This window comes from Agrobacterium sp. RC10-4-1, assembly GCF_014138475.1.
GTDB lineage: Bacteria > Pseudomonadota > Alphaproteobacteria > Rhizobiales > Rhizobiaceae > Agrobacterium > Agrobacterium pusense.
This window is the reverse complement of the sequence record NZ_JACJIT010000005.1, coordinates 40,578-65,912: the sequence shown is the minus strand read 5'-3', so window position 1 is coordinate 65,912 and position 25,335 is coordinate 40,578. Positions and strand designations below refer to the sequence as shown.

General features: G+C 59.5%; 23 protein-coding genes. 16 read left to right on the top strand and 7 right to left on the bottom strand.

The genetic code is table 11. The features are described 5' to 3' along the window. Positions 1-46 precede the first annotated feature (46 nt). The gene (locus tag FHW77_RS14755; protein WP_004441149.1) at positions 47-1,318 is read right to left on the bottom strand and encodes an MFS transporter; all 1,272 of its coding nucleotides are present in this window, start codon (positions 1,316-1,318) and stop codon (positions 47-49) included. 191 nt (positions 1,319-1,509) lie between these two features. Here FHW77_RS14755 and aspS point away from each other — a divergent pair, with 191 nt between their 5' ends. The 3 genes from aspS (at position 1,510) to creD (ending at position 5,458) form a co-directional block, all read left to right on the top strand. Beyond that, positions 1,510-3,297 (top strand): aspartate--tRNA ligase, encoded by a 1,788-nt coding sequence (aspS, locus tag FHW77_RS14750; RefSeq protein ID WP_004441151.1) that lies wholly within the window; start codon positions 1,510-1,512, stop codon positions 3,295-3,297. Between the two features lie 2 nt (positions 3,298-3,299). Then, positions 3,300-3,776, top strand: a complete 477-nt coding sequence (locus FHW77_RS14745; protein WP_022555974.1) for an FUSC family protein — start codon at positions 3,300-3,302, stop codon at positions 3,774-3,776. A 230-nt stretch (positions 3,777-4,006) separates the two neighbouring features. After that, a complete protein-coding gene (gene creD, locus FHW77_RS14740; protein ID WP_004441152.1) occupies positions 4,007-5,458 on the top strand; it encodes a cell envelope integrity protein CreD in 1,452 nt (483 codons plus the stop codon). 150 nt (positions 5,459-5,608) lie between these two features. Here creD and FHW77_RS14735 read toward each other — a convergent pair whose 3' ends face one another. Then, a complete protein-coding gene (locus FHW77_RS14735) occupies positions 5,609-6,799 on the bottom strand; it encodes an aq_1923 C-terminal domain (protein WP_004441154.1) in 1,191 nt (396 codons plus the stop codon). A gap of 229 nt (positions 6,800-7,028) precedes the next feature. Between FHW77_RS14735 and parC the strand changes: the two genes are divergently transcribed. Beyond that, positions 7,029-9,281 (top strand): DNA topoisomerase IV subunit A, encoded by a 2,253-nt coding sequence (parC, locus tag FHW77_RS14730; RefSeq protein WP_004441156.1) that lies wholly within the window; start codon positions 7,029-7,031, stop codon positions 9,279-9,281. A gap of 66 nt (positions 9,282-9,347) precedes the next feature. On the opposite strand, the gene FHW77_RS14725 is transcribed toward parC, so the two are convergent. The 5 genes from FHW77_RS14725 to hemB form a co-directional block, all read right to left on the bottom strand. Continuing rightward, a complete protein-coding gene (locus tag FHW77_RS14725) occupies positions 9,348-9,737 on the bottom strand; it encodes a type II toxin-antitoxin system death-on-curing family toxin (RefSeq protein WP_004441159.1) in 390 nt (129 codons plus the stop codon). Next, on the bottom strand, positions 9,734-9,955 hold the full coding sequence (locus FHW77_RS14720) for an AbrB/MazE/SpoVT family DNA-binding domain-containing protein (protein WP_004441162.1): 222 nt from the start codon (positions 9,953-9,955) through the stop codon (positions 9,734-9,736). Before FHW77_RS14720 ends, FHW77_RS14725 begins: the two co-directional genes overlap by 4 nt. 99 nt (positions 9,956-10,054) lie before the next feature. Then, positions 10,055-10,813 carry an arginyltransferase gene (locus tag FHW77_RS14715; protein ID WP_004441164.1) on the bottom strand — a complete coding sequence of 253 codons (759 nt, stop codon included), beginning with the start codon at positions 10,811-10,813 and terminating at the stop codon, positions 10,055-10,057. Between the two features lie 176 nt (positions 10,814-10,989). Further along, positions 10,990-11,448, bottom strand: a complete 459-nt coding sequence (locus FHW77_RS14710; RefSeq protein WP_004441165.1) for an RDD family protein — start codon at positions 11,446-11,448, stop codon at positions 10,990-10,992. A 95-nt stretch (positions 11,449-11,543) separates the two neighbouring features. Next, positions 11,544-12,557: a porphobilinogen synthase gene (gene hemB / locus FHW77_RS14705; RefSeq protein WP_004441167.1), complete on the bottom strand. Its 1,014-nt coding sequence runs from the start codon at positions 12,555-12,557 to the stop codon at positions 11,544-11,546. A gap of 174 nt (positions 12,558-12,731) precedes the next feature. Here hemB and FHW77_RS14700 point away from each other — a divergent pair, with 174 nt between their 5' ends. The 12 genes from FHW77_RS14700 to FHW77_RS14645 all read left to right on the top strand — a co-directional run bounded on the left by FHW77_RS14700 (position 12,732) and on the right by FHW77_RS14645 (position 25,287). Then, positions 12,732-13,169 (top strand): DUF6163 family protein, encoded by a 438-nt coding sequence (locus tag FHW77_RS14700; RefSeq protein WP_006700200.1) that lies wholly within the window; start codon positions 12,732-12,734, stop codon positions 13,167-13,169. Between the two features lie 234 nt (positions 13,170-13,403). Next, complete coding sequence (gene ldtR, locus FHW77_RS14695; RefSeq protein ID WP_026363448.1) at positions 13,404-13,913, top strand: transcriptional regulator LdtR; 510 nt, start codon at positions 13,404-13,406, stop codon at positions 13,911-13,913. A 374-nt stretch (positions 13,914-14,287) separates the two neighbouring features. Then, positions 14,288-15,619: a L,D-transpeptidase family protein gene (locus tag FHW77_RS14690; RefSeq protein ID WP_004441170.1), complete on the top strand. Its 1,332-nt coding sequence runs from the start codon at positions 14,288-14,290 to the stop codon at positions 15,617-15,619. Between the two features lie 389 nt (positions 15,620-16,008). Then, on the top strand, positions 16,009-17,298 hold the full coding sequence (gene glyA / locus FHW77_RS14685; RefSeq protein WP_004441171.1) for a serine hydroxymethyltransferase: 1,290 nt from the start codon (positions 16,009-16,011) through the stop codon (positions 17,296-17,298). A 12-nt stretch (positions 17,299-17,310) separates the two neighbouring features. Next, on the top strand, positions 17,311-17,790 hold the full coding sequence (gene nrdR / locus FHW77_RS14680; protein ID WP_003512508.1) for a transcriptional regulator NrdR: 480 nt from the start codon (positions 17,311-17,313) through the stop codon (positions 17,788-17,790). 2 nt (positions 17,791-17,792) lie between these two features. Then, on the top strand, positions 17,793-19,037 hold the full coding sequence (ribD, locus tag FHW77_RS14675; protein WP_034495789.1) for a bifunctional diaminohydroxyphosphoribosylaminopyrimidine deaminase/5-amino-6-(5-phosphoribosylamino)uracil reductase RibD: 1,245 nt from the start codon (positions 17,793-17,795) through the stop codon (positions 19,035-19,037). Then, the gene (locus FHW77_RS14670) at positions 19,037-19,648 is read left to right on the top strand and encodes a riboflavin synthase (RefSeq protein ID WP_004441174.1); all 612 of its coding nucleotides are present in this window, start codon (positions 19,037-19,039) and stop codon (positions 19,646-19,648) included. The genes ribD and FHW77_RS14670 overlap by 1 nt, the downstream gene beginning before the upstream one ends. Before the next feature lie 296 nt (positions 19,649-19,944). Further along, entirely contained in the window at positions 19,945-20,577 is a 633-nt protein-coding gene (locus FHW77_RS14665; protein WP_004441175.1) for a LysE family translocator, read from the top strand. A gap of 162 nt (positions 20,578-20,739) precedes the next feature. Continuing rightward, on the top strand, positions 20,740-21,186 hold the full coding sequence (gene ribH / locus FHW77_RS14660) for a 6,7-dimethyl-8-ribityllumazine synthase (protein ID WP_004441178.1): 447 nt from the start codon (positions 20,740-20,742) through the stop codon (positions 21,184-21,186). A gap of 4 nt (positions 21,187-21,190) precedes the next feature. Next, a complete protein-coding gene (gene nusB, locus FHW77_RS14655; protein WP_004441180.1) occupies positions 21,191-21,688 on the top strand; it encodes a transcription antitermination factor NusB in 498 nt (165 codons plus the stop codon). A 22-nt stretch (positions 21,689-21,710) separates the two neighbouring features. Beyond that, positions 21,711-22,940, top strand: a complete 1,230-nt coding sequence (locus FHW77_RS14650) for an MFS transporter (protein ID WP_022555986.1) — start codon at positions 21,711-21,713, stop codon at positions 22,938-22,940. A gap of 208 nt (positions 22,941-23,148) precedes the next feature. Then, complete coding sequence (locus tag FHW77_RS14645; RefSeq protein WP_004441182.1) at positions 23,149-25,287, top strand: sodium-translocating pyrophosphatase; 2,139 nt, start codon at positions 23,149-23,151, stop codon at positions 25,285-25,287. Positions 25,288-25,335: the final 48 nt, after the last annotated feature.

Genomic DNA, 25,335 nt, shown 5'->3' with positions numbered 1-25,335 from the left:
TTCCCTTTGCCGGGCGCATGTCAATACAAAGCCCGTTTTTGAAGGCCTAACGATCGTTTTTCTCCGGCGGATTGGGCTCCGACCCATTCTTTTTAGGTGGTGCGGGTGCGGCGAGCTTCTGGAAATAGGCCGAGGTGCGCAACAGCGAACTGAAACGCCAGTTCCTCTCCTCAAGCGGAACGCCCTCGCGCACCTGCAGCCGATATATGGTGTAGGCGATGAAAACGATCTGGATCGCGGCGGTATAGCTGAAGAGTGCCTTCGGACCGAACTGATCGATCAGGACGGAAGCGAGAAGCGGCCCCACGGTTGCGCCCACCGACCAGAAGAACAGCAGTCCGGCTGACATCATCGCATGTTCGCCTTCCCTGGCGTGATCGTTGCCATGCGCCGAACTCAGCGAATAAAGCGGCAGGGCGAAGGCGCCGAAGATGAAGACGCCGATGATATTGCTCCATTCATCAGTACCGGCGAAGAAAGCGAGAAAGAGCCCGACGACGACAGAGGCCGCCGTGGTGGCGAGGATGATGATGCGCCGGTCATAACGGTCGGAATAAACGCCAAGCGGATATTGCAGCACCACACCGCCAATAATGCCCGCACTCATGAATGTGGCGATGGCGGTGACGGAAAAGCCTATCTGTTCGGCATAGATCGGGCCAATATTGCGGAAGGCCGCCATGCTGAGGCCGACTGCCACGCAACCGACGACGGCAAGCGGGGAAATGCGCCAGACGGCGAAAAGGTCGAAGGGAATCTGCTTCGGCGGGGCAGGGTTGGATTTGTCGGCAAGCGAGATCGGCACCAGAGACAGCACCAGCGCTATCGCGATCAGCGAAAACACCACCGGACCTTCGACACCCATCACGGCAATGACATATTGCGCCAGTGTCACGGAGCCGAGATCGACGAAACGATAGATGGAAAGCGTGCGAGCGCGATTGGAATTCGTCACCTGGGCATTGATCCAGCTTTCGATGGCCGCAAAAAGACAGGCGACGGCAATGCCGATGACGAAACGCATCAGCATCCAGAATAGCGGGTGGATGATGAGCGGCATGGCGATCGAAGCGGCCGAGGCGACCGCTGCCATGGTCGCGAAGGTTCTGATATGGCCGATCTTTCGCAGAAGCCGCGTCACCGAAATGCAGCCGAGTGCGAATCCGATGCTGTAGGCGGCGCTGATGACGCCGATGGTGCTGGCGGAAAAACCTTCGGAGATGCCGCGCAGGGCAATATAGGTTCCCTGCAGGCCGTTGCCGCCGATCAGGATGCCGGCGGTGACGAGAAGCGGGATGAGGGGTCTGATCTGGCTCATTGCGGGCCGACTCGGTTTGGCGGGCTGAATATGCACTATCTAAAGCCACGGCGGGGGAAAGGACAGGCTGAAGGCGACATTGTTGCGCTTTGCCTTGACAAATCAGGCTGGCCATGCGCTTTTCCGGCAAATTTCGACAGTGCCGCCCATCTGGCCTCCAACGGGCCCACGACACGTTCCAGGATAAAAAAATGCATCGTTACCGCAGCCACACCTGTGCCGCTCTCCGCAAGTCCGACGTCGGCGAAACCGTTCGCCTTTCCGGTTGGGTTCATCGCGTGCGAGATCATGGCGGCGTTCTCTTCATCGACCTTCGCGACCATTACGGCATCACCCAGGTGGTTGCCGATCCTGACAGCCCGGCTTTCAAGGTTGCGGAAACCGTACGCGGCGAATGGGTCATCCGCATCGACGGCCTCGTCAAGGCGCGTTCGGAAGACACCGTCAACAAGGGCATGGCGACCGGCGAGATCGAACTTTACGCTCAGGAGATCGAGGTTCTCGGCGTCGCCAAGGAGCTGCCGCTGCCGGTCTTCGGTGAGCCTGACTATCCGGAAGACGTTCGCCTGAAGTACCGCTTCCTCGACCTGCGCCGCGAAACGCTGCACAAGAACATTGTCAAGCGCACGCAGATCATCTCCGCCATGCGCACCGGCATGGCCGATGCCGGCTTTGCCGAATATACGACGCCGATCCTCACGGCCTCCTCGCCGGAAGGTGCACGCGACTTCCTCGTGCCGTCGCGTATTCATGAGGGCAAGTTCTTCGCGCTGCCGCAGGCGCCGCAGCAGTACAAGCAGCTTCTGATGGTGGCGGGTTTCGACCGTTACTTCCAGATCGCGCCGTGCTTCCGCGATGAAGACCCGCGCGCCGACCGCCTGCCGGGCGAATTCTACCAGCTCGACGTCGAAATGAGCTTCGTGACCCAGGAAGATGTCTGGACCACGATGGAGCCGATGATGACTGCCGTCTTCGAAAAGTTTGCCGAAGGCAAGCCTGTCACCAAAGAGTGGCCGCGCATTCCCTATGATGAAGCGATCCGCAAATACGGCTCCGACAAGCCGGACCTGCGCAACCCGATCGTCATGCAGGCCGTGACCGAGCATTTCGATGGTTCGGGCTTCAAGGTCTTCGCGAACATGATCGCCTCCAACCCGAAGGTTCAGGTCTGGGCAATTCCGGCCAAGACCGGCGGTTCGCGCGCATTCTGCGACCGCATGAACGCCTGGGCGCAGTCTCAGGGTCAGCCCGGCCTCGGTTACATCTTCTGGAAGGAAGAGGACGGCAAGGTCGGCGGTTCCGGTCCGCTCGCCAAGAACATTGGCGAGGAACGCACCGAGGCGCTGCGCCAGCAGCTCGGCCTCGAGGCAGGTGATGCCTGCTTCTTCGTCGCCGGTGATCCCGCCAAGTTCTACAAGTTTGCCGGTGAGGCGCGCACCCGCGCTGCCGATGAACTGAACCTGATCGATCGCGACCGATTCGAAATGTGCTGGATCGTCGACTTCCCCTTCTTCGAATACAACGAAGAAGAAAAGAAGATCGATTTCGCCCACAACCCCTTCTCCATGCCGCAGGGTGGTCTGGAAGCGCTGGAAGGGCAGGACCCGCTCTCCATCAAGGCCTTCCAGTATGACGCCGTCTGCAACGGCTTCGAAATCGCCTCCGGTTCGATCCGTAACCAGTCGCCCGAGTTGATGGTCAAGGCTTTCGAAAAGGTTGGCCTGTCGCAGACCGACGTTGAAGAGCGCTTCGGCGGTCTCTACCGCGCCTTCCAGTATGGCGCGCCTCCGCATGGCGGTTGCGCTTTCGGTATCGACCGTGTGGTCATGCTGCTGGTCGGTGCGAAGAACCTGCGCGAAATCACGCTGTTCCCGATGAACCAGCAGGCGCAGGACCTTCTGATGAACGCGCCGTCGCCGGCAACGCCGACGCAGCTTCGCGAACTGGCGCTGCGCGTCGTTCCGTCCAAGAAAGACTGATCGTGTTGAAGACGCTGCTCGACCGTGTTCGCGCAGCCTTCACCCGTGCATTGGCGGCCGCGCTTGCGGCCGCTTTTGCGTTCTGGGTCGCGCATCGCTGGCTAGGCCATCCGCAACCCGTCTTCGCGGCAATCAGCGCGCTCATCTGTCTGGCGCCGGGAATTCCAAGCCATGTTCGTCAGGGCCTCGGCTTGATGGTGGGCGTCACCGTCGGCATTCTCGTCGGGGAAATAGCCCTCCTGGTCCCGCATGATTTCGCCGAAATCAGGCTGGCCTCGGCGACCTTCATCGCCATGATCCTCGCCTCCATGTTCGGCCTGCCGCCAGTCGTACCGATACAGGCTGGTGCTTCCGCCATGCTCGTGCTCCTCATGGGGCCGCAGGTTGCCGGCCTTGTCCGCTTCATCGACGTGATCGTGGGTGTCGCGACCGGTGTCACCGTAGCGCTGGTCTTCTTTCGCGAGCGGCTGAAACTTTAGCCGTCACCACTGGTGGATGAGGAATTTTCCGTCTTTTTCTCGCGAACGCGGCAAAGACACAATTTTACCGCGAGTCGAACCCACTTCCGCACATAATCAGCCGAAATCCGATCCCAGTATAGCCCTGCGTCCACCAGGAGGATGCAAGTCTAACGCAGATTTTAAACTTGGGACGGCGCCGACCGAACGTTGAATCCGGTTCGCGCGATAATATTGGTAAGGATTTCAGAATGGTTCATCAAACGGAAAAAGACCCTGCCATCGCGGCCGGGCATATGCATCCGGCCACGCACCGCACTCATTTCGCGGCCGGGCTGCGCTCGCCGGGCGCGAAATTTGTCATGATCGGCTTCATTTCGATGGTCTTGCTGGTGCCGCTCCTGCTGGTCTGGGCATTGACGGAAGAACGCGCCTCGCGTGCACAAGAGGTATCCGGACGGATCGCCCATGGATGGGGTGGCGATCAGGTGGTGAATGGACCTTATCTTGCCGTGCCCTTCGATGTGGAACGCCGCCGCGAGGTCAATGGCCAAAGCGTCGTTGATCGTGTGACGGAATGGGTGCTTGTCATGCCGGAAACACTAAAGGTCACGGCTGATCTCAAGGCCGAGGAAAAGCAGCTGTCGATCTATAGCTTGCCCGTTTATAAAGGCGATCTCGCGCTTGCCGGTCGCTTTGGTTCCGGCATCCTGACGGATCTCGCCCGTTTTGCTGGCACGCCCCGTCTCGATAACGCCGTCCTGGTTCTCAATATCGCTGACATGACAGGCATCCGGTCCAGCGCAGGCGTCCGGATAGACGGCGGGCCCGTTCTGCCATTTGATCCCGGCATGCGGGACATGTCCGCAACGGCAACGCATGACGACCCGCAGGCGCGAATGATGTCCGATGCCGGAGTGCATAGGCAGATTGACAGAAGCCTCATTGAAACCGGCTTTGCCTTCGATATCGCCTTTTCGCTGAACGGGTGGGGCAGTTTCGCCGTCGCGCCGGCAGGTCAGACGACGAGTTTTGCCGCAAAAGCCAATTGGCCACATCCGGGTTTCGAAGGCCTGTTTTTGCCGGAGGAAAAAACGATCACCGCCACGGAGTTCAATGCCAGTTGGACCATTCCGTATCTCGCACGGGGCTTGGATCGGGTTGTTGAAGGCCCGCGATTGCCGCTCTCCAACAGTCTGATGACAATCAATCTCGTAGAGCCAGTGAAATTTTACCAGATCATCGCGCGGACACTGAAATATTCGATCGGGTTCATCTCTCTCGTTTTCCTTGCCGTCTTTATCGTCGAACTCAAGGGCGGCACCATCGTGCACTGGCTACAATATGTGCTGACAGGGCTGGCGCTGATCGTTTTTTATGTACTTCTCCTGGCGCTTTCGGAGCACACGGGATTCACCATTGCTTATGTCGCCGCCGCACTTTCAACAGCGGTGCTGATCTCCTTTTATCTCGGCAGCGCAACCCGTAGCCGAAGGAACGGCATTGCCCTGTTCAGCGTGCTCTCACTCGCCTACAGCGTCATGTACCTGGTGCTGAATGAAGATGAATATGCACTGTTGGCCGGTGCGGTAATCTCGTTCATCGCCATAGCCGCCACAATGTTTGCGACGCGCCGCGTTGACTGGTCGGGAGCGGGCACTGCAGGTGAGGGCAGGATAATCGCACAGGGCGAAACAGCCTGAGCGCCACTGCCGCCCCCAAAAGCGGGACGCAAGCTGCGACCCGCTTTTGGCGTTGATCGTGAGATAAGTTATCGGGAGCTGACGACATTTCCGGATGTTAATTGAGCACAAAAGGAAAGCCCCGGTGCAATGGACCGGGGCTCTTTCGTCTTATTCGTTTGCCGTCACCGTGACGCCGAGCATTTTCGGCAAGGTGTTCGGCGCGCCCATGGCAGCGCCCATGATCATGGGGAAGGGGACCGGCTTTTCCGGCGCTGCCGTGATCGAGAAGTTCTTCGGATCGTCGATATAGGTGTTGATCGCCGCCGACACCATGTTCTGCAATTCGGGAACGTTGAGCGAGGCCATCATGATCGGCGCCATGCCCTTGATGGTCTGTGCAAGCTGGTCGCCCGTCATACCCTGCTGGCTCGCCGCATAATCGATCGCGCGCTTGGTGATGCTGGCGTCTTCGAAGCTGATCTCGGCGTTGACGAAGGAGAGTTGCTGCATCAGGCCGAGCATGGCAAGGCTCGCGGCCTGGTCTGCCTGTTCCTTGTTCGGGTTGGCAGCCTGCGCCTTCACCGTTTCCTGCATCGACTTGATGAAGGCGAGCGTGTAGCCGGAGAAACCGAACGACATGTTCAGGCGGCCGACATCATCGAGGTCGATCGCGTATTCCTCGACATCAACAGTGCCGGAAGCCACTTCCCAGCTGCCGCTCATGGTCATGTCGCCGGAAAGCGCCTGCAGCTTCAGTTTTTCGATTGCATCCTTGGTGGCGGGGTCGGTGACGTCGCTGAGGTCGGCCTTGAAGCCGGAGGCGTCGAGGTCAAAGCCGATCGAGTTCTTGTCGTCGCTGACCGACATCGTCGCACTGGTTTCCTCGAGCGAGAAAGCCTGCTTCCCGTCGACGGACACGGAAATCGGGCCGCTATGGGCTTCGTCGTAGAACATCAGCGCATCGACGGTGCCGGTGGTGGCATCAGCGGGGATGACGAGGCCGGACATGTAGATGTCGCTGGCCTTGATCTCGACCTTGTCCTGCTTGTAGTCGATATTGTCGAAGCGGGCGTTCTTGATCTTGTAGCCGCCGTTGTTTTCCTCGACGCCATCAAGCGTGATATTGCCAACCGGGATTTTCTTGGCCGGGTCGGCAGCGGCACTGAGGGTCACGTCGTTCAGCGTCACCGTCGAGCCGTTGACGGCGACGGAGCCTGCATCAATTTGACCGCCCTGCGCGGCATAGGCCGCATTGATCTTCTTCAGCACATCCCCACCATCCAGCGCGAAAGCCGGCGCGGAAAGGGCAAGAAGCGCGGCGCTCGCAAAAAGAACCTGCCGGGTGGATTTCAGTCTCATGATGTTTCTTCCCTCAACGTACGGCTGCAAACCGAGCCTTAATGCTAATGGTGATACTTATATTCGCTGATAATCAAAGGTCTAGGGTATTTAGATCGATTCCCATGACGGCGGCATTGCGGCATTTGCAGCGCGGTTAACAAAAAACCGCATGGAAGGGCTGGTTTCATCCACAGCCGCGACCCCTGTGTTTCTTGCCGGGAATCGCCATTTCCGCTAGTCAAGCACCATGGGAAAAAATCTTGTACCTCCGTCCGGCGGAGACGATAATATTCATCCGGTCGATTTGAAGGCAGCGCTCGAAGAGCGCTACCTCGCTTACGCCTTGTCCACGATCATGCATCGTGCGCTTCCGGATGTCCGCGACGGCCTGAAGCCGGTCCATCGCCGCATTGTCTATGCGATGAGCGAAATGGGCCTGAGACCCAATTCCGCCTTCCGCAAATGTGCCAAGATTGTCGGTGAGGTGATGGGTAACTACCACCCCCACGGCGACCAGGCGATCTATGATGCGCTGGCGCGTCTGGCGCAGGATTTCTCGCTGCGTTATCCCCTGGTCGACGGGCAGGGCAACTTCGGTAACATTGACGGTGATAGCCCCGCCGCCATGCGTTACACCGAAAGCAAGATGACGGCGGTGGCCGAGCTTCTGCTGGAAGGTATCGGGGAAGACGCGGTCGATTTCCGCGACACCTATGACGAATCCAATTCCGAGCCGGTGGTATTGCCCGGCGCTTTCCCCAATCTGCTGGCGAACGGTGCTTCCGGCATCGCTGTTGGCATGGCGACGTCGATCCCGCCGCACAATGCGCATGAACTGTGTGACGCGGCGCTGTACCTCATCAAACATCCCGATGCGACCGTTGAAAAGCTGGTGGAATTCATTCCCGGTCCCGACCTGCCGACCGGCGGCGTGATCGTTGAAAGCCGCGAGAATATTCTCGATGCCTACAAGACCGGCCGTGGCGGTTTCCGCGTGCGCGCCAAGTGGGAAACGGAAGATCTGGGCCGTGGCGGTTATCAGATCGTCATCACCGAAATTCCGTTCCAGGTGCAGAAATCGCGGCTGATCGAAAAGATCGCCGAGCTGCTTATCGCGCGCAAGTTGCCGCTTCTGGAGGATGTCAGAGACGAATCCGCCGAGGATGTGCGTATCGTTCTGGTGCCAAAGAGCCGCACCGTCGATGCGACGCTGTTGATGGAATCGCTCTTCCGTCTCTCCGATCTTGAGAGCCGCCTGCCGCTCAACATGAACGTGCTGTCGCTCGGCAAGGTGCCGAAGGTGATGGCGCTGAACGAGGTGCTGACGGAGTGGCTGGCGCACCGCAAGGACGTGCTGGTCCGCCGCTCGCGCCATCGTCTGGCGGCAATTGATCGCAGACTGGAAATTCTGGGCGGCCTGCTCGTCGCTTATCTTAATCTTGATGAGGTGATCCGCATCATCCGCGAGGAGGATGAGCCGAAACAGGTGATGATGGCGAAATGGTCGCTGACGGACCTGCAGGCCGAATCCATCCTCAACATGCGGCTGCGCAACCTGCGCAAGCTAGAGGAATTCGAAATCCGCAAGGAATTCGACGAACTGACGAATGAGAAGGCCGAGATCGAAGCGCTGATCGCCTCTGATGACAAACAGTGGCAAACCATCGCCTGGGAAATCGGCGAGGTCAAAAAGAAATATGCCAAGGCGACCGAACTCGGCCGCCGTCGCACGCAGTTTGCCGACGCTCCTGACGCCGATATCGAGGCCATTCAGCAGGCGATGATCGAGAAGGAACCGGTCACCATCGTTATCTCGCAGAAGGGCTGGATCCGGGCGCTGAAGGGTCACATGTCTGACACCTCGACCCTGACCTTCAAGGAAGGCGACGGTCCAAAGCTTGCCTTCCCGGCGCAGACGACCGACAAGCTGCTGCTGCTGACGACGGGTGGCAAGGCCTATACGCTCGGCGCCGACAAGCTGCCGGGCGGACGCGGCCATGGCGAGCCGATCCGCATCATGGTCGATATGGAAAACGATCAGGATGTCCTCACCGCCTTCGTGCATGATCCGTCGCGCAAGCTGCTGCTCGTTTCGACGGCCGGGAACGGCTTCGTCGTGGCGGAAAGCGAAATGGTCGCGAATACCCGCAAGGGCAAGCAGATCATGAACGTATCCATGCCCGATGAGGCCAAGCTCGCGGTTCCCGTTACCGGCGACCACGTCGCTGTCGTCGGCGAAAACCGCAAGCTCCTGGCGTTCCCGCTGGCGCAGGTCCCGGAAATGTCGCGCGGCAAGGGCGTGCGCCTGCAGCGTTACAAGGACGGCGGCGTCGTGGATGTGAAATGTTTCGCGCTTGCCGACGGCCTCAGCTGGTCCGACACGGCCGGGCGTCTCTTCAACAAGGTGGGTGAAGAACTGCGCGAATGGCTTGCCGACCGCGCCACCGCCGGCCGCACCGTGCCGAAGGGCTTTCCGCGCAGCGGGAAATTTGGTGGGTAAAGCCGCCTGGTATTGACAGGTTATCGATGAAGCGCCGCGCATCGGAAAGATGTGCGGCGTTTCTGTCTATTCGAGTGGGATGACGTGGTCCTTGAGGAACAGATATGCGCCGTCCTCATCGATCTCACCTGCCGCGACATCAAGAACAAAAGCCACGATCTCCGCTTGTTCGGCAACGACTTCAAGTCGGTTGATAAAAAGGAAGGTGTAGGCGGCAAGAAAAGCGGTCCGTTTGTTACCGTCGGAAAAGGGATGGTTGCGCGCTATACCGTAAAGATAAGCGGCGGCGAGTTTCAGCGGTTCCTCTTCTCCATAGGCAGCTTTGTGCAATGGACGCGCCAAAGCTGCCTCGAGTGCGTTTTCATCCTTAAGGCCCGGCAAGCCACCATGTTCGGCTAATTGCTCTTGATGTATAACTTCGATGGCGACACGGGAGAGCCACTTTATATTGCTCACTTAGCGAGTTCTCTCAGAGCTTTATGGTATTTTTTCATACCACGCCGGGCGGCTTCAAGCTGTTCTCTCATTTCCGCATGCTCGGGAATGAGTTCGATATTGCCGGCAGTTTCTCTGAGTTCCAGCGCGTCGCCGGCCTTGAGACCCATGCGATCCAGAACTTCCTTCGGAATGAGGATGCCTTCGGAATTGCCGATTTTGCGGATCGTAATGTTCATGGTAGTAACTCCTGTTATAACAGTGGTTATAACATGGCTGAAATTCGTACACAATGTACGATTTCCGGAGGTTCTCGGTATGACACTTCCAAACGCGGGTTACTTATCTTCCGGCGTATAAACCTCCCACCCGCGCGGCGTCAGATGCTCCTGCGGGTGGTAGCGGGTCTTATAGCCCATCTTTTCGGAGCCATCGACCCAATAGCCGAGATAGACGTGTGGCAGGCCGAGCGCACGGGTGCGGGTGATATGATCGATGATCATGTAGGTGCCAAGCGAGCGCTTCTCGAGTTCCGGATTGAAGAAGGAATAGACCATCGACAGGCCGTCGCTCATCACGTCGCTGAGCGCCACGGCGAGAAGCTCGCCGCGTTTGCTGGAATCGATGCCGGAGCCGGGCTCGCGGACGCGGTATTCGATGATGCGGGTGTTCACATGTGTGTCTTCCACCATGATCGCATAATCCAGCGCCGACATGTCGGACATGCCGCCAGACTGGTGCCGGTGGTCGAGGTAGCGGCGAAACAGGGCAAACTGTTCGGTGGAAGGCTCGGCCGCATGCACCGTGGCGACGACATCCTTGTTGGCGGCAAGAACGCGTCGCATCGATTTTGTCGGTTGAAACTGCTCGGTCAGGATCCGCACGGATACACAGGCGCGGCAGTTTTCGCAGGCCGGACGATAAGCGATGTTCTGCGAGCGCCTGAAACCGCCCTGGGTCAGAAGGTCGTTCATTTCCGAGGCGCGCGGGCCAACCAGATGGGTGAAGACCTTCCGCTCCATCTGGTTCGGCAGATAGGGGCAGGTGGCCGGCGCCGTAAGATAGAATTGTGGAGAGGGCGTCGCCTGCGTGTTCATCGAACCGTGATCGCCTCCTGCGTCTGTTATAAAGCGCGCCGCGATTTCACGGGGCTGACGGCGGCGCTTCAAGCGACATGCATAATGTCACAGAATGGCAAAATGACGGAAAACGTCAACTGCGGGATGAGGTATTTGGCGGGGTGAAAGCCACGTTTCCGTGGCTTTCCGTAATATTAGCGTGTTCTGACGATGACGGTGCCGAGCAGGAAGTCGTGAACGAGGCGCGAGCGCTCCGTAAACAGGCCGGCAAGCAGGATCAGCGGCGTCAAAACCGAGTTGATGACCCAGAAAAGCACGATGTGAACGGTGGACAGCAGGAAATCGATTCGCCGCCCGTCCATGCGCGCCATCGCAATACCCATCGCCCGCATACCGGGGGTGGCCTGCGACGGGCCTCCGAGCGTCATGCCGAAATAGAGTACCGCAACGATAATGAAGAGCGAAGGCAGGAGAATGAAGCCGAGACCCAGCGTGATAATGCCGAGAAAGATGACAATCACGGCGGCCGGGATGCACAGGAGGAGAACGATTGCGTAATCGATCAGGAACGCAAAGACCCGTCGGCTCAGGACGCCGCTATAGGCGCGCCAGTCATCCGGTGCGGCATAGGTGGGGTTCTGGTCGAGGCTCATCGGTCGTTTTCTCCTGAAGGAACTGACAGCTCGGCATGAGTGCCGTGTCAGCAACAATATGGGTAAGGAACCACCGAATACAATAAGCGCTGGCCTTAGCCCCTGTTGAGTTTGTGTGCGGCTTCGATGGCGAAATAAGTCAGAATGCCGTCGCAACCTGCACGCTTGAAACAGAGAAGCGTTTCCATCATCACCCGCTCGCCGTCGATCCAGCCGTTCATCGCCGCAGCCTTGATCTGGGTATATTCGCCGGAGACCTGATAGGCAAAGGTCGGCAGGCCGAAATTCTCCTTCAGCCGCCAGCAGATGTCGAGATAGGGCAGGCCGGGCTTGACCATCAGCATGTCCGCGCCTTCTTCCACATCGAGCGCCGCGTCGCGGATGGCCTCCATGCCGTTGGCAGGGCTGATGTAGTAGCTTGCCTTGTCGCCCTTCAGCAGGCCGGCGGTGGAAATCGCCTCGCGATAGGGGCCGTAATAGCCGGATGAGAACTTTGTCGCATAGGCCATGATCCCGACATTCTGGTGCCCGGCCGCATCAAGGCCGCGGCGGATGGCGCCGATACGGCCGTCCATCATCTCAGAAGGAGAAATAATGTCCGATCCGGCTTCCGCCTGCAGGATCGCCGCCTTGACGACCTGTTCCACGGTCTCATCGTTGACGATCTCGTTGCCGCGCAGAATGCCGTCATGCCCGTGGCTGGTGAATGGGTCGAGCGCCACGTCGGTGATCATGCCAATATTGGGAACGGCTTTCTTGACGGCGGCAGTCGCCTGATTGATGAGGTTATTGGCCTCAAGCGCGTTCGAGCCGGTCTCGTCCCGCAATTCCATCTCGACATTCGGGAAGGTGGCGATTGCCGGAATGCCGAGATCGGCGGCTTCCTTCGCCGCTTCGACCAGTCTGTCGACGCTCATGCGGTTGACGCCAGGCATCGCCGGAATGGGCTCCAGAATATTGCTGCCCGGCACGATGAAGACCGGCCAGATCAGGTCGTCCACAGTGAGGCGGCTTTCCTGTACCAGACGGCGCGTCCAATCCGCCTTGCGATTGCGACGCATGCGGCGATGGCCGGTGATTTCGTCGACCAGGTGGGTTTTGTCCTGCATGTCAGAATGTCCTTCGATCAAATTTGGAAGGCTGCATACCATGAAGCGCGGCGCATGCGAATGCGACAATCTTCCCTCATTGCCGTCCGGCAATGACGATGATGCTTTGACAAGGCAGGCGGCGGAATTCAGTATGGGCTGGTCGCCCGTTCGTCGAGACCGTATCTTCCGGCCATGGAACCTGATTCTCAACCTCTGCCGAAGCGCCCGCTCACTGAAATCCTGTTTCTGGTCTTCATGAGGCTGGTCGCGGTTTCGTGTTTCTGGTTCGGGCTGCAATATTGGGCAATGCTGACGGGCTATTCTCTGGGCGGTCACGGCAGGTTCGATATGCTGAACCTGCCCTGGCGTGTGGCCGGCAGCGCGCTTGCCGTCATTTTCCCGGTCGCCGCCCTCGGCCTTTGGCTCGGCGCCTCCTGGGGCGCTGTCATGTGGGTGATGGGCGCGGGCACGCAGATCGCGATGTACAAGGTGTGGCCCCACATCTTCGGCGCCAACACGCTGGTGCCCGTCATGCACGGTCTCGTGGCAACCATTTATATACTATTCCTGGTCGCTTTCTGGCTGGATCAGCGGCAGAATGAAGAACGGGCAAGAATTGATTTACCATAAGAATAAAGCAATTCGGCCTGATTTGCGGCCGAATTTCATATCTAACCCATTGATTTATAACGATCGCCTGTCAGGCATTCCCGCTTCGCCACAAGTTGGGGCCTCCAGGCAAAATGCAGGTAACCATTTGTTAATCGTAGCTTTTAAGTAGAATTTTATGCGCATTGATTAGGTTCTCACTCAAGGCGGGAGACAAACAAACACACCGCCAAACAAAACAGTGAGGCAGTCATGATCAATAGCAAAGTTAAGCCCCAGGCCGTTGTTGCCGATGCACATGAAGATACCATCCGCTCGCTCTACATGGAGTCGCTGCATCTGGTGGAACGTCTCCACCGCCGTCTCCTCGATGTCATCAAGGATGAGTTCGACCGCCAGGGTCGCGATGACGTCAACGCCGTTCAGGCCCTGCTGCTGTTCAACATCGGCAATTCTGAACTGACCGCCGGCGAGCTTCGTTCGCGTGGTTATTATCTCGGCTCAAACGTTTCCTACAACGTCAAGAAGCTGGTCGACCTTGGTCTCATCAACCACCAGCGCTCTCGCGTCGATCGCCGCTCGGTTCGCATCAGCCTGACCGAAAAGGGCCAGGAAATCGCCGAAACGGTTGCCCGCCTTTATGAACGCCACGTCGGCTCGATCGAAAAGGTCGGCGGCATCGGCACCGGTGAGTTCTCCGAAATGAACAAGCTGCTGCAGCGCCTCGATCGCTTCTGGAACGACTCGATCGCTTACCGCCTGTAATGCCGCGACGGTTTCACTGTTTAGGCCGGGGGCATTCTTGCTCCCGGCCTGCGGATTCGGCGGCTACATCTCTGCCGTTTCTTCATGTCAAGCCCAACCTGCAAAGCTCGTAGGAACCCTGTTTTGTGGGGCATACACAGCTTCGTGAGAAATGGCCCGTGACACGAATTGGCCATATTGATATGGGACCCGCAAAGCTTGAGGAGCCGGCTGTTTCTCCTGCTGTCGCGGCAAGTCCCGACCGTTCTGCCAGACAATAGCGCCCAGGCGATGGGTGTCGAGTATTCCAGGCCGGCAGGCACGTTGTACGTGTTTGTTAATCATATTGATTTAGGCATTATAGAGAATGCCGAATAGAGTGGCTGGTAGGTAGAATGACAAAGACATCCGTTTCCAATTCCGTATCGCGCCGCACGCTTCTGCGCTCGGCCGTTTCCGCTGGTGTCGCCGCGCTCGCTGCGCCGGCCTTGGCGCAGGACGCGCTTAACGATCTCATGGGTTCCTCGCGCCGCGGCAACTGGGATGACCAGTTCGACGCCAATACGTCGCGTTCGGCTGTGGGCGTCGTTTCCAACAATCCGGTCCTCGGCCGCGAAGCCCCCGTCTATATGCAGCAGGCGATCATGCAATATCAGCAGATCGTGCAGAATGGCGGCTGGCCGGAAGTTCCGGCGTCGCAGCAGCGTCTGCAGATCGGCGTCTCCGATCCCTCCGTTCAGGCACTGCGCCAGCGACTGATGGTATCGGGCGACCTGCCGCGTGAAGCCGGCATTTCCAGCGCCTTCGACTCCTATGTCGATGGCGCGCTGAAGCGTTTCCAGGCCCGTCATGGCCTTCCGGCTGACGGCGTCAGCGGCGAATATACCACCAAGGCTCTCAATGTGTCCGCGCAGATCCGTCTCGCGCAGCTGCAGACCAACCTCGTGCGCATCCAGTCCATGTCCGGCGATCTCGGACAGCGTCACCTGATGGTGAACATTCCGGCCGCCGCCATTGAAGCCGTTGAAAACGAACGCGTCGTGCTGCGCAACACTGCCGTTGTCGGCCGCGCCAGCCGTCCGACGCACGTTATCAATTCGAAGATTTACGAGGTCATCCTCAACCCCTATTGGACCGCACCGCGCTCGATCGTCGAAAAGGACATCGTGCCGCTGATGCAGAAGGATCCGACCTATCTGGAGCGGAACAATATCCGCCTTATCGACGGCAAGGGACAGGAAGTCTCGCCGACCACGGTCGACTGGTTCGCGCCGAAAGCGCCGAACCTGATGTTCCGCCAGGACCCCGGCAAGATCAACGCCATGTCCTCGACGAAGATCAACTTCCACAATCCGAACAACGAATACATGCACGACACGCCGCAGCAGGGCCTGTTCAACAAGCTGATGCGCTTCGAGTCCTCCGGTTGCGTCCGCGTGCAGAACGTGCGCGACCTGACGTCGTGGCTGCTGCGCGATACGCCCGGCTGGTCGCGCCAAGAAATGGAACGCGTCATTGCCTCGCGCGTCAACACGCCGATCAAGCTCGCACAGGAAGTGCCCGTCTACTTCGTCTACATCACCGCATGGTCGGCGAAGGACGGCGTGGTTCAGTTCCGCGACGATATCTACGGCAAGGACGGCAATGCCGAACTGGCGCTGAACACGACGGCGGGCATGGAACAGCCGGCCGGTGCCGTGGACGACGATCTGCTGCCGCGCAACTGATCGGGCATTGCTGTCAGTTTCTTATCACGAATGAAGGCCGCGCTTCGCCGAGTACGGCGTAGCCTCATACGCCGTCACCCCGGACCTGATCCGGGGTCCAGTGCGATCAAGTCCTTGATCGCGAGAGAGTCCTTTCACGGCGCAGACGCGCCGTGGCTGGATGCCGGATCTAGTCCGGCATGACGGGAGCAAAGCTTGTCGCCTTTCCTCACAAGTCTGATCCTCCCGCTGCGTGCGGCTTTTTCTCCTCTCATCGCTGCCTTCATAAAAACAACTGCCACTTTTCGTCGCGACGTCGCAGTTTGACGGGCAAATCTCGCTCTCCGTATTGCTCTTGTTCGGGCAGGGCGCTAAGACGCCATCGCATTACTGTTTCAGGAGCCTTCACCATGTCGAACACAGATGCTTTCTTCTCCAGTCCGCTTGCCGATGTCGATCCGGAAATTTTCGGCGCGATCGAGAAGGAACTGGGCCGCCAGCGCCACGAGATCGAACTGATTGCCTCGGAAAACATCGTTTCCCGTGCAGTGCTCGAAGCACAGGGTTCGATCATGACGAACAAATATGCGGAAGGTTATCCGGGCAAGCGTTATTACGGCGGCTGCCAGTTCGTCGACATTGCTGAAGAACTCGCCATCGAACGCGCCAAGAAGCTGTTCGGCGTCAACTTCGCCAACGTTCAGCCGAATTCCGGCTCGCAGATGAACCAGGCCGTGTTCCTCGCGCTGCTGCAGCCGGGCGACACCTTCATGGGTCTCGATCTGAATTCGGGAGGTCACCTGACGCATGGTTCCCCGGTCAACATGTCCGGCAAGTGGTTCAACGTCGTGTCCTACGGCGTGCGCGAAGGCGATAACCTGCTCGATATGGACGAAGTGGAGCGCAAGGCCAAGGAACATAAGCCGAAGCTCATTCTCGCCGGCGGCACCGCCTATTCGCGCGTGTGGGACTGGAAGCGCTTCCGCGAAATCGCTGACGAAGTCGGCGCTTACCTCATGGTCGACATGGCTCACATCGCCGGTCTCGTGGCTGGTGACCAGCACCCGTCGCCGTTCCCGCACTGCCACGTCGCAACCACGACGACGCACAAGTCCCTGCGCGGCCCGCGCGGTGGCATGATCCTCACCAACGACGAGGATCTGGCGAAGAAGTTCAACTCCGCCGTCTTCCCCGGCCTGCAGGGCGGCCCGCTGATGCACGTCATCGCCGCCAAGGCTGTTGCCTTCGGTGAAGCGCTGAAGCCCGAGTTCAAGGATTATGCCGCACAGGTCGTGAAGAACGCCAAGGCGCTGGCCGAAACCCTGGTTGAAGGCGGTCTTGATGTCGTTTCCGGCGGTACCGACAACCACCTGATGCTGGTCGACCTTCGCAAGAAGAACGCCACCGGCAAGCGTGCGGAGGCAGCCCTTGGTCGCGCCTACATCACCTGCAACAAGAACGGCATTCCCTTCGACCCGGAAAAGCCCTTCGTTACCTCTGGTGTCCGTCTCGGCACGCCGGCCGGCACGACGCGCGGTTTCAAGGAAGCGGAATTCCGCGAAATCGGCAAGCTGATCGTTGAGGTTCTCGATGGTTTGAAGGTCGCTAATTCGGATGAAGGCAATGCCTCCGTCGAGGCTGCGGTGCGTGAAAAGGTCGTCGGCCTGACGGACCGTTTCCCGATGTATCCGTACATGTAAGGAAAGAAGACGATGCGCTGCCCATTCTGCGGTTCCGAAGACACACAGGTCAAGGACTCGCGTCCGGCGGAGGACAACACCTCCATCCGCCGGCGGCGCATCTGCCCGGATTGCGGCGGCCGTTTTACGACCTATGAGCGCGTGCAACTGCGCGAGCTGATGGTCATCAAGAAAAGCGGCCGCAAGCTTCCTTTCGACCGCGAAAAGCTGGTGCGCTCGTTCGAGATCGCGCTGCGCAAGCGGCCGGTTGATCGAGACCGGATCGAACGCGCCGTGTCGGGCATTGCCCGTCGCCTCGAAAGCTCCGGCGAGACGGAAATTCCCTCGGAAGAAATCGGTCTTCAGGTTTTGGAAGCACTGAAAAGCCTCGATGACGTCGCCTTCGTTCGTTATGCTTCGGTCTATCGCGATTTCAGCCATGCCGAGGATTTCGAGAACGTGATTGCCGAAATCAACGCCAAGATCGCGCGCGATACCGACGCTGGAGCATAGACGTGATGAGCCGTGCCGATGACGAAAGGTTCATGGCGCGGGCCATCGAGGTTTCGCTTCGCCACCAGGGCCAGACGCTGACCAACCCCTCGGTCGGCTGTGTTCTCGTCAAGGACGGACAAATCATCGCCGAGGCCGTGACCGCCATCGGCGGACGCCCCCACGCCGAACGCCAGGCGCTGGAACTGGCCGGAGAGACGGCACGCGGCGCGACCGCCTACGTGACGCTCGAACCCTGTTCACACTGGGGCAAAACCCCGCCCTGCGCCAACGCGCTGGTGGAATATGGCGTTGCCCGTGTCGTGGTCGCGGTGGACGATCCGGATGAGCGCGTCTCCGGCCGTGGTTATCAGATATTGCGCGATGCTGGTATCGTGGTGGAAACCGGTCTGCTGCGTGCCGAAGCCCAACGGGCGCTCGCCGGTTACCTCACAAGACAGGTAAAGAAAAGACCGCATGTGATTCTGAAGCTTGCGGTTTCTGCTGACGGAATGATCGGCAGGCAAGGTGAGGGGCAGATTGCCATTACCGGCCCTGAGTCACGCCATGCAGTGCACCAACTTCGGGCGCGCTGCGACTGCATTCTCGTTGGTATCAGGACCGCTATCGCGGATGATCCTGAGCTGACCGTGCGCATTGCCGGTTTGGAAAACCGCTCGCCTGTGCGGATCGTGCTGGATCGGCAATTTGAATTGCCATTGACGTCGAAACTGGTGCGGAGTGCGCGGGAAGTTCCGGTGGTGGTTGCCGCTTTACCCCCCTCTGCCCTGCCGGGCATCTCCCCCTCAAGGGGGGAGATCGATGGAGCGCTGCTTCGCCCTGCATCGACGGCTGGAGAGGGTGCCTATAGGGCACAATTTGAACGAGCGGACAGCCCCTTGCCAATCTCCCCCCTTGAGGGGGAGATGCCCGGCAGGGCAGAGGGGGGTAACCTCGACCTCCGCCGCCAACTCCTGACCAACGCCGGCGTCGAAATCCTCGAAGCCCCCACGTTCGAAAACCTCCTCCACATCCTTGCCGAAAGCGGCATGTCGGAACTTCTGGTTGAAGGCGGCGCCTTTGCCGCAAAATCATTCCTTGAAGCTGGATTGGTGGATCGTATCATGCTGTTTGAAAGCCCCGTCGTGATCGGCAAGGGCGGCATTGAAACGCCGCTCAGCCGTGCCGACATCAAGGGCGACTATGCTCTGATCAGTGAAACCACCTACGGGCCGGATCGCTGCTTTAATTATGAAAGGCCGATTTGATGTTTACCGGAATTGTCACCGACGTCGGAACCGTTTCCGAGCTGGAAGCTCTGGCCGAAGGCGTGCGTCTGCGGGTGGCTACAAATTACGACCCCAAGACCATCGATATGGGCGCGTCCATCTCCCATGGCGGCGTCTGCCTGACGGTGACGAGACTGCCTGATGATGGCAGCAATGAGCGTTGGTACGAGGTCGAGGCCTGGGAAGAGGCGCTGCGCCTGACGACGATTGCCAGCTGGCAAAAGGGCACGCACGTCAACCTGGAGCGGGCGCTCAAGATCGGCGATGAGCTTGGCGGTCACATCGTTTCCGGCCATGTGGACGGCAAGGCGGAAATCCTGTCGGTTGAGCCGGAGGGCGAGGCTGTGCGCATCCGCCTGCGCGCGCCGGAACATCTGGCGAAATTCGTTGCCCCCAAGGGCTCCGTGGCGCTCGACGGCACATCGCTCACCGTGAACGCCGTTGATGGCACCGATTTCGACGTGCTGTTGATCCGCCACACGCTTTCCGTCACCACCTGGGGTGAGCGCCAGACGGGCGATTTCGTCAATTTCGAGGTCGACACCATGGCGCGTTACGCCGCGCGGCTTGCGGAATTCCCCTCGGCGTAATGTGACGATGCTTTGGAGAGGAGGACGCACCGACGCCTCCTCCGTCATTCCGGCCTCGAGCCGGAATCCAGTCACCCAAGTCTTTGGGCTGAAAGAACTTTTCCCGCCGCGCAGACGCGCGTCGACTGGATTCCGGCTCAAGGCCGGAATGACGGAAAGGGGAGTGGCCAACACCTGAAATCGCGGCCTATAGCAATTGTTCTCAAGCACCCGCTTCCGATGAAGCTGGAAACGCTATAGGACTTTTGGGCCGTTTGAAATCGATCGCGAGCCAAACGGGGTAGGGGAAATACATCATGCCTTCCTTCGAACTGCTGACCGCCTTTTTCATAACCACCGCCCTGTTCGCCTATATCCCCGGTCCGGCCATGCTTTACGCGGCGGCGCAGACCATGGCGCGCGGCCGGTTTGCCGGGTTGATGGCAGTGCTCGGCATCCATGTCGGCTGCTATGTCCACATCTTCGCCTCTGCGGCCGGTCTCTCGGTGTTGTTTCAGGCGGTTCCGTGGCTCTATCTCGCCGTGAAGCTCTGTGGCGCGCTTTATCTCGTCTGGCTCGGCTTCTCGATGTTGCGCAGCAAGATGGAAGGCGAGGCGGTCAATCTGACCATCGAGCCGAAATTGGCACGCCGCGCCTTCATCGACAGCATCATCGTTGATATACTCAACCCGAAGACAGCGCTGTTCTTTCTGGCTTTCCTGCCGCAATTCGTCGATCCGGCCGCCGCCTTTCCCGTCTGGCTGCAGTTCCTGATCCTTGGCATCGCCGTCAATTTCATTTTCTCCTCCGCCGATCTCGTCGGCGTGCTTGTGGCAGGCGCAATGGTCGGGCGCTTGAAGCGTTCGAGAGCGGTGCAGATGCTTGTCCGCCGTGCTGCCGGAACGGTGCTGATGGGGCTCGGCGTCCATCTCGCTTTCCAGAAAACCTGAGTCACGGGGAGCCGCGCCGGGAGCGCAAAACCCGGCCAAATGCCCCGCAAACGCGGCCGCTTGCGCCGTCGACACATGAAATTACTTGCCAAAAACGGCCAGCCGTGGTTTGACCGCCGCAAAAGCCGGTATGATCCGGCATCAAGCTTTTCAGGAAATATCATGTCCAAACCCCATCTTCTTATCGTGGAAGCACGTTTTTATGACGATATGGCGGATGCCCTTCTTGAAGGCGCGAAGTTCGCGCTCGATGAAGCCGGCGCCACCTATGACGTCATCACCGTTCCCGGCGCGCTCGAAATCCCGGCCGCCATCGCCATGGCGCTTGATGGCGCCGACAATGACGGCACCGAATATGACGGTTTTGTCGCACTCGGCATGGTCATTCGTGGTGAGACCTATCACTTCGATATCGTCGCCAACGAATCTTCCCGCGCCCTGATGGATCTGGCCGTCAGCGAATCGCTGCCGATCGGCAACGGCATCCTCACCGTCGAGAACGACGAGCAGGCCTGGGCGCGCGTGCGCCGCTCCGACAAGGATAAGGGTGGTTTCGCTGCCCGTGCGGCGCTCACGATGATCGAGTTGAAGAAAAAACTGGGTGGCTGAACGCATGTCTAATGTGGAAAATGGCGGTGAACCGCGCCAGCCTTCGGTAAAGCCCGCCAATCAGCGCGGCGCAGCCCGCCTTGCGGCCGTGCAGGCGCTTTATCAGATGGATGTCGGCGGAACCGGCGTTATGGAAGTCGTCGCTGAATATGAAGCGCATCGTCTCGGCCAGGAAGTCGATGGCGATACCTATCTCAAGGCCGACCCGTCGTGGTTCCGTTCGATCGTCTCGGGCGTCGTGCGTGACCAGACGAAGATCGACCCGCTGGTGCGCTCCGCCCTTCTAGAAGACTGGCCGCTGTCGCGACTCGATGCCACCGTCCGCGCTATCCTGCGTGCAGGAACTTTCGAGATTCTCGAGCGCAAGGACGTGCCGGTCGCCGTCATTGTCACGGAATATGTTGAAATCGCCCGCGCTTTCTTCGAGCATGACGAGCCGAAGCTGGTGAATGCGGTTCTTGACCGCATTGCCAAGCAGGTGCGCGGCGAGGCAAAACGCTGAACTAAAAGCAGATGAGGAAGAGATGAGCGCCGTTTCCGTCCCCGGACTTGAAGGTCAACTGGACGAGGCGAAGCGCAACGTCTTCCTCCTCACCATGGCGCAGGCGATCATGGGATCGGCCGCGCCCATGAGCTTTTCCGTCGGCGCGCTCGCAGGGTACCAACTGCTTGGCGCCGACAAGTCGCTGGCGACCGCACCGCTTACCGGGTTTAATATCGGTGTGGCGCTTGGCGCGATCTGCGTGGCGGCCGCATCCCGTTTCCTCGGTCGCAAGGCTGGCTTCATGGTCGGCGCACTGATGTGCTCGATCGGCGGCGGAGTTGCTGCGGTCGCGCTCTTCCGGTCGGATTTCTGGCTTTTTGCCGTCGGCCTGCTGCTGATCGGCATTTCCGGCGGCTTTACGCAGAAGATCCGATTTGCCGCAGCCGACGCATCGCCGTCCTTCTACAAACCCAAGGCTATCTCCTGGATACTTGCGGGCGGTATCATCTCCGCCATTGTCGGACCGCAGCTCGCCATCTTCGGCAAGGACCTGCTGGCGCCGGTCACCTTTGCCGGCGCTTTCATGGCGCTCGTGCCATTGGGGCTCGTTTCGATCGCCATTCTGGCGTTTTTGAAGTTGCCCGATCCCAAGGCCGCCACCCATGTTGAATCGGCAAGGCCGCTTTCTGAAATCGTCCGCACGCAGCGTTTCGTCACCGGCATGATCTGCGGCATCGGCTCTTATGCGCTGATGACCTTCATGATGACCGGCGCACCGCTTGCCATGGTGGTCGGCTGCGGTTTCCCGACCGAACTCGCCACGCTCGGCATCCAGTGGCACGTCCTTGCCATGTTCGGTCCGAGTTTCTTCACCGGGATGCTGATTTCCCGGTTCGGCGCGGAAAAGATTGTCGCTTCCGGCCTCATCGTGCTGATGGCCTGTGCCATCGTCGCCCACATGGGCATCGAATTGTGGAATTTCTGGACGGCGCTGATTCTGCTCGGGCTTGGCTGGAATTTCGGTTTCATCGGCGCGACCGCCATCATCACGTCAAGTTACCGCCCGCATGAAGCGGACAAGGTGCAGGGATTTCACGATATCGTGCTGTTCGGCACGGTTGCCCTGTCATCCTTCTCCTCCGGCAAGGTCTTCACGGCATGGGGCTGGTCGGTCATGAACCTCGTCATCTGGCCCGTTTCAGGGCTTTGCCTCCTGCTGGTGCTGTCGCTCATCTTCACGGCACGCAGAAAAGCGGCCTCAGTCGCATAGCCGGCGCTACGCCTTTCAAGTTTCAGGCAAATTTGTGGGCTTGACGCGAGACGTCGCGCCAACGCAATCTCCCGTCGAGGACATTTTTCCTTGGGAGGGGAACAAATGCCCAATAGGGGACTTCGGACAGGCCGTCCGCGTCCCGCTGCACATGGTTTCGCCACGCCGGGGTGGGAGTGAGGCCCGGCCTTTTGGGAGGTAAGTGCGCATGACCGTAATACCCATAGTCATTTTATGCGGTGTCCTGTCCGTGGTTTACGCGGTATGGGCAACCAAGAGCGTCCTCGATGCCGATCAGGGCAACGAGCGCATGCGTGAAATAGCAGGTTATATCCGTGAAGGTGCGCAAGCTTATCTCACCCGCCAATATCTCACCATCGCCATCGTCGGCCTGATCGTCGCCGTTCTGGCCTGGTATCTCCTGTCATCCATGGCCGCGATCGGTTTCATCATCGGTGCCGTCCTTTCAGGTGTTGCCGGTTTCGTCGGCATGCATGTGTCCGTCAGGGCCAATCTGCGTACGGCGCAGGCCGCGTCACACAGCCTGTCCGCCGGACTCGACATCGCGTTCAAATCAGGCGCCATTACCGGCATGCTGGTGGCGGGCCTCGCGCTGCTCGGCGTATCCATCTATTATTTCATCCTCACCTCGGTGATGGGCCATGCGCCCGGCTCGCGGGAAGTGATCGATGCGCTGGTGTCGCTCGGATTCGGCGCGTCGCTGATCTCCATCTTCGCGCGTCTCGGCGGCGGCATCTTCACAAAGGGCGCCGATGTCGGCGGCGATCTCGTCGGCAAGGTCGAGGCGGGCATTCCTGAGGATGACCCGCGCAACCCCGCAACCATCGCCGACAATGTCGGCGACAACGTCGGTGACTGCGCCGGCATGGCGGCCGATCTTTTCGAGACCTATGCCGTTTCGGTGGTGGCCACCATGGTTCTCGCCGCGATCTTCTTTGCGGGAACGCCGGTACTCGAAAGCGCAATGGTCTATCCGCTGGCGATCTGCGGCGCCTGCATCCTGACCTCGATTGCCGGCACCTTCTTCGTGAAGCTCGGCACCAACAATTCCATCATGGGCGCGCTGTACAAGGGCCTCATCGCCACCGGTATCTTTTCCGTCGCGGGTCTTGCCGTCGCCACTTATGCGACGATCGGCTGGGGGACGGTGGGCACGGTGGCCGGCACGGAAATCACCGGCACCAATCTCTTCCTGTGCGGCCTTGTCGGTCTCGTCGTGACGGCGCTGATCGTCGTCATTACCGAATATTATACCGGCACCAACAAGCGCCCGGTCAATTCCATCGCCCAGGCCTCGGTGACGGGCCACGGCACCAACGTCATCCAGGGGCTTGCCGTTTCGCTCGAATCGACCGCATTGCCGGCCATCGTCATCGTCGGCGGCATCATCGGCACCTACCAGCTCGGTGGCCTGTTCGGCACCGGTATTGCCGTTACCGCCATGCTTGGTCTCGCCGGCATGATCGTCGCGCTCGATGCCTTCGGGCCGGTCACGGACAATGCCGGCGGCATTGCTGAAATGGCTGGTCTTGATCCAGACGTTCGCAAGGCGACAGACGCGCTGGATGCTGTCGGCAATACCACGAAAGCCGTGACCAAGGGTTATGCCATCGGCTCAGCCGGTCTCGGCGCGCTGGTTCTGTTCGCCGCCTATGCCAACGACCTTTCCTATTTCGCAGCCAACGGCGACACCTATCCCTACTTCAAGGATATAGGCGAGATTTCCTTCAGCCTCGCCAACCCTTACGTGGTTGCCGGCCTGCTGTTCGGCGGCCTCATTCCTTATCTCTTCGGCGGCATTGCCATGACGGCGGTGGGCAAGGCGGCAGGCGCCATCGTTGAGGAAGTCCGTCGCCAGTTCCGCGAAAAACCCGGCATCATGGCCGGCACGGAAAAGCCTGACTACGGCAAGGCCGTGGACCTGCTCACCAGGGCGGCGATCAGGGAAATGGTCATCCCGTCGCTTCTGCCGGTTCTGGCGCCTCTCGTGGTCTATTTCGGTGTGCTGCTGATTTCCGGTTCCAAGGCCTCGGCCTTTGCCGCACTCGGCGCATCACTGCTCGGTGTCATCATCAATGGCCTCTTCGTGGCGATTTCCATGACGTCAGGCGGCGGCGCATGGGATAACGCCAAGAAGAGCTTCGAAGACGGTTTCGTCGACAAGGACGGCGTACGCCACGTCAAGGGTTCGGAGGCGCACAAGGCATCGGTCACGGGTGATACCGTAGGCGATCCCTATAAGGATACCGCGGGTCCGGCGGTCAACCCGGCCATCAAGATTACCAATATCGTGGCGCTGCTGCTGCTGGCGGTTCTCGCCCACTGAAGGCTACCGTTTCGACAAATTGAAAAGGCCCGGGGAGCGATCCCCGGG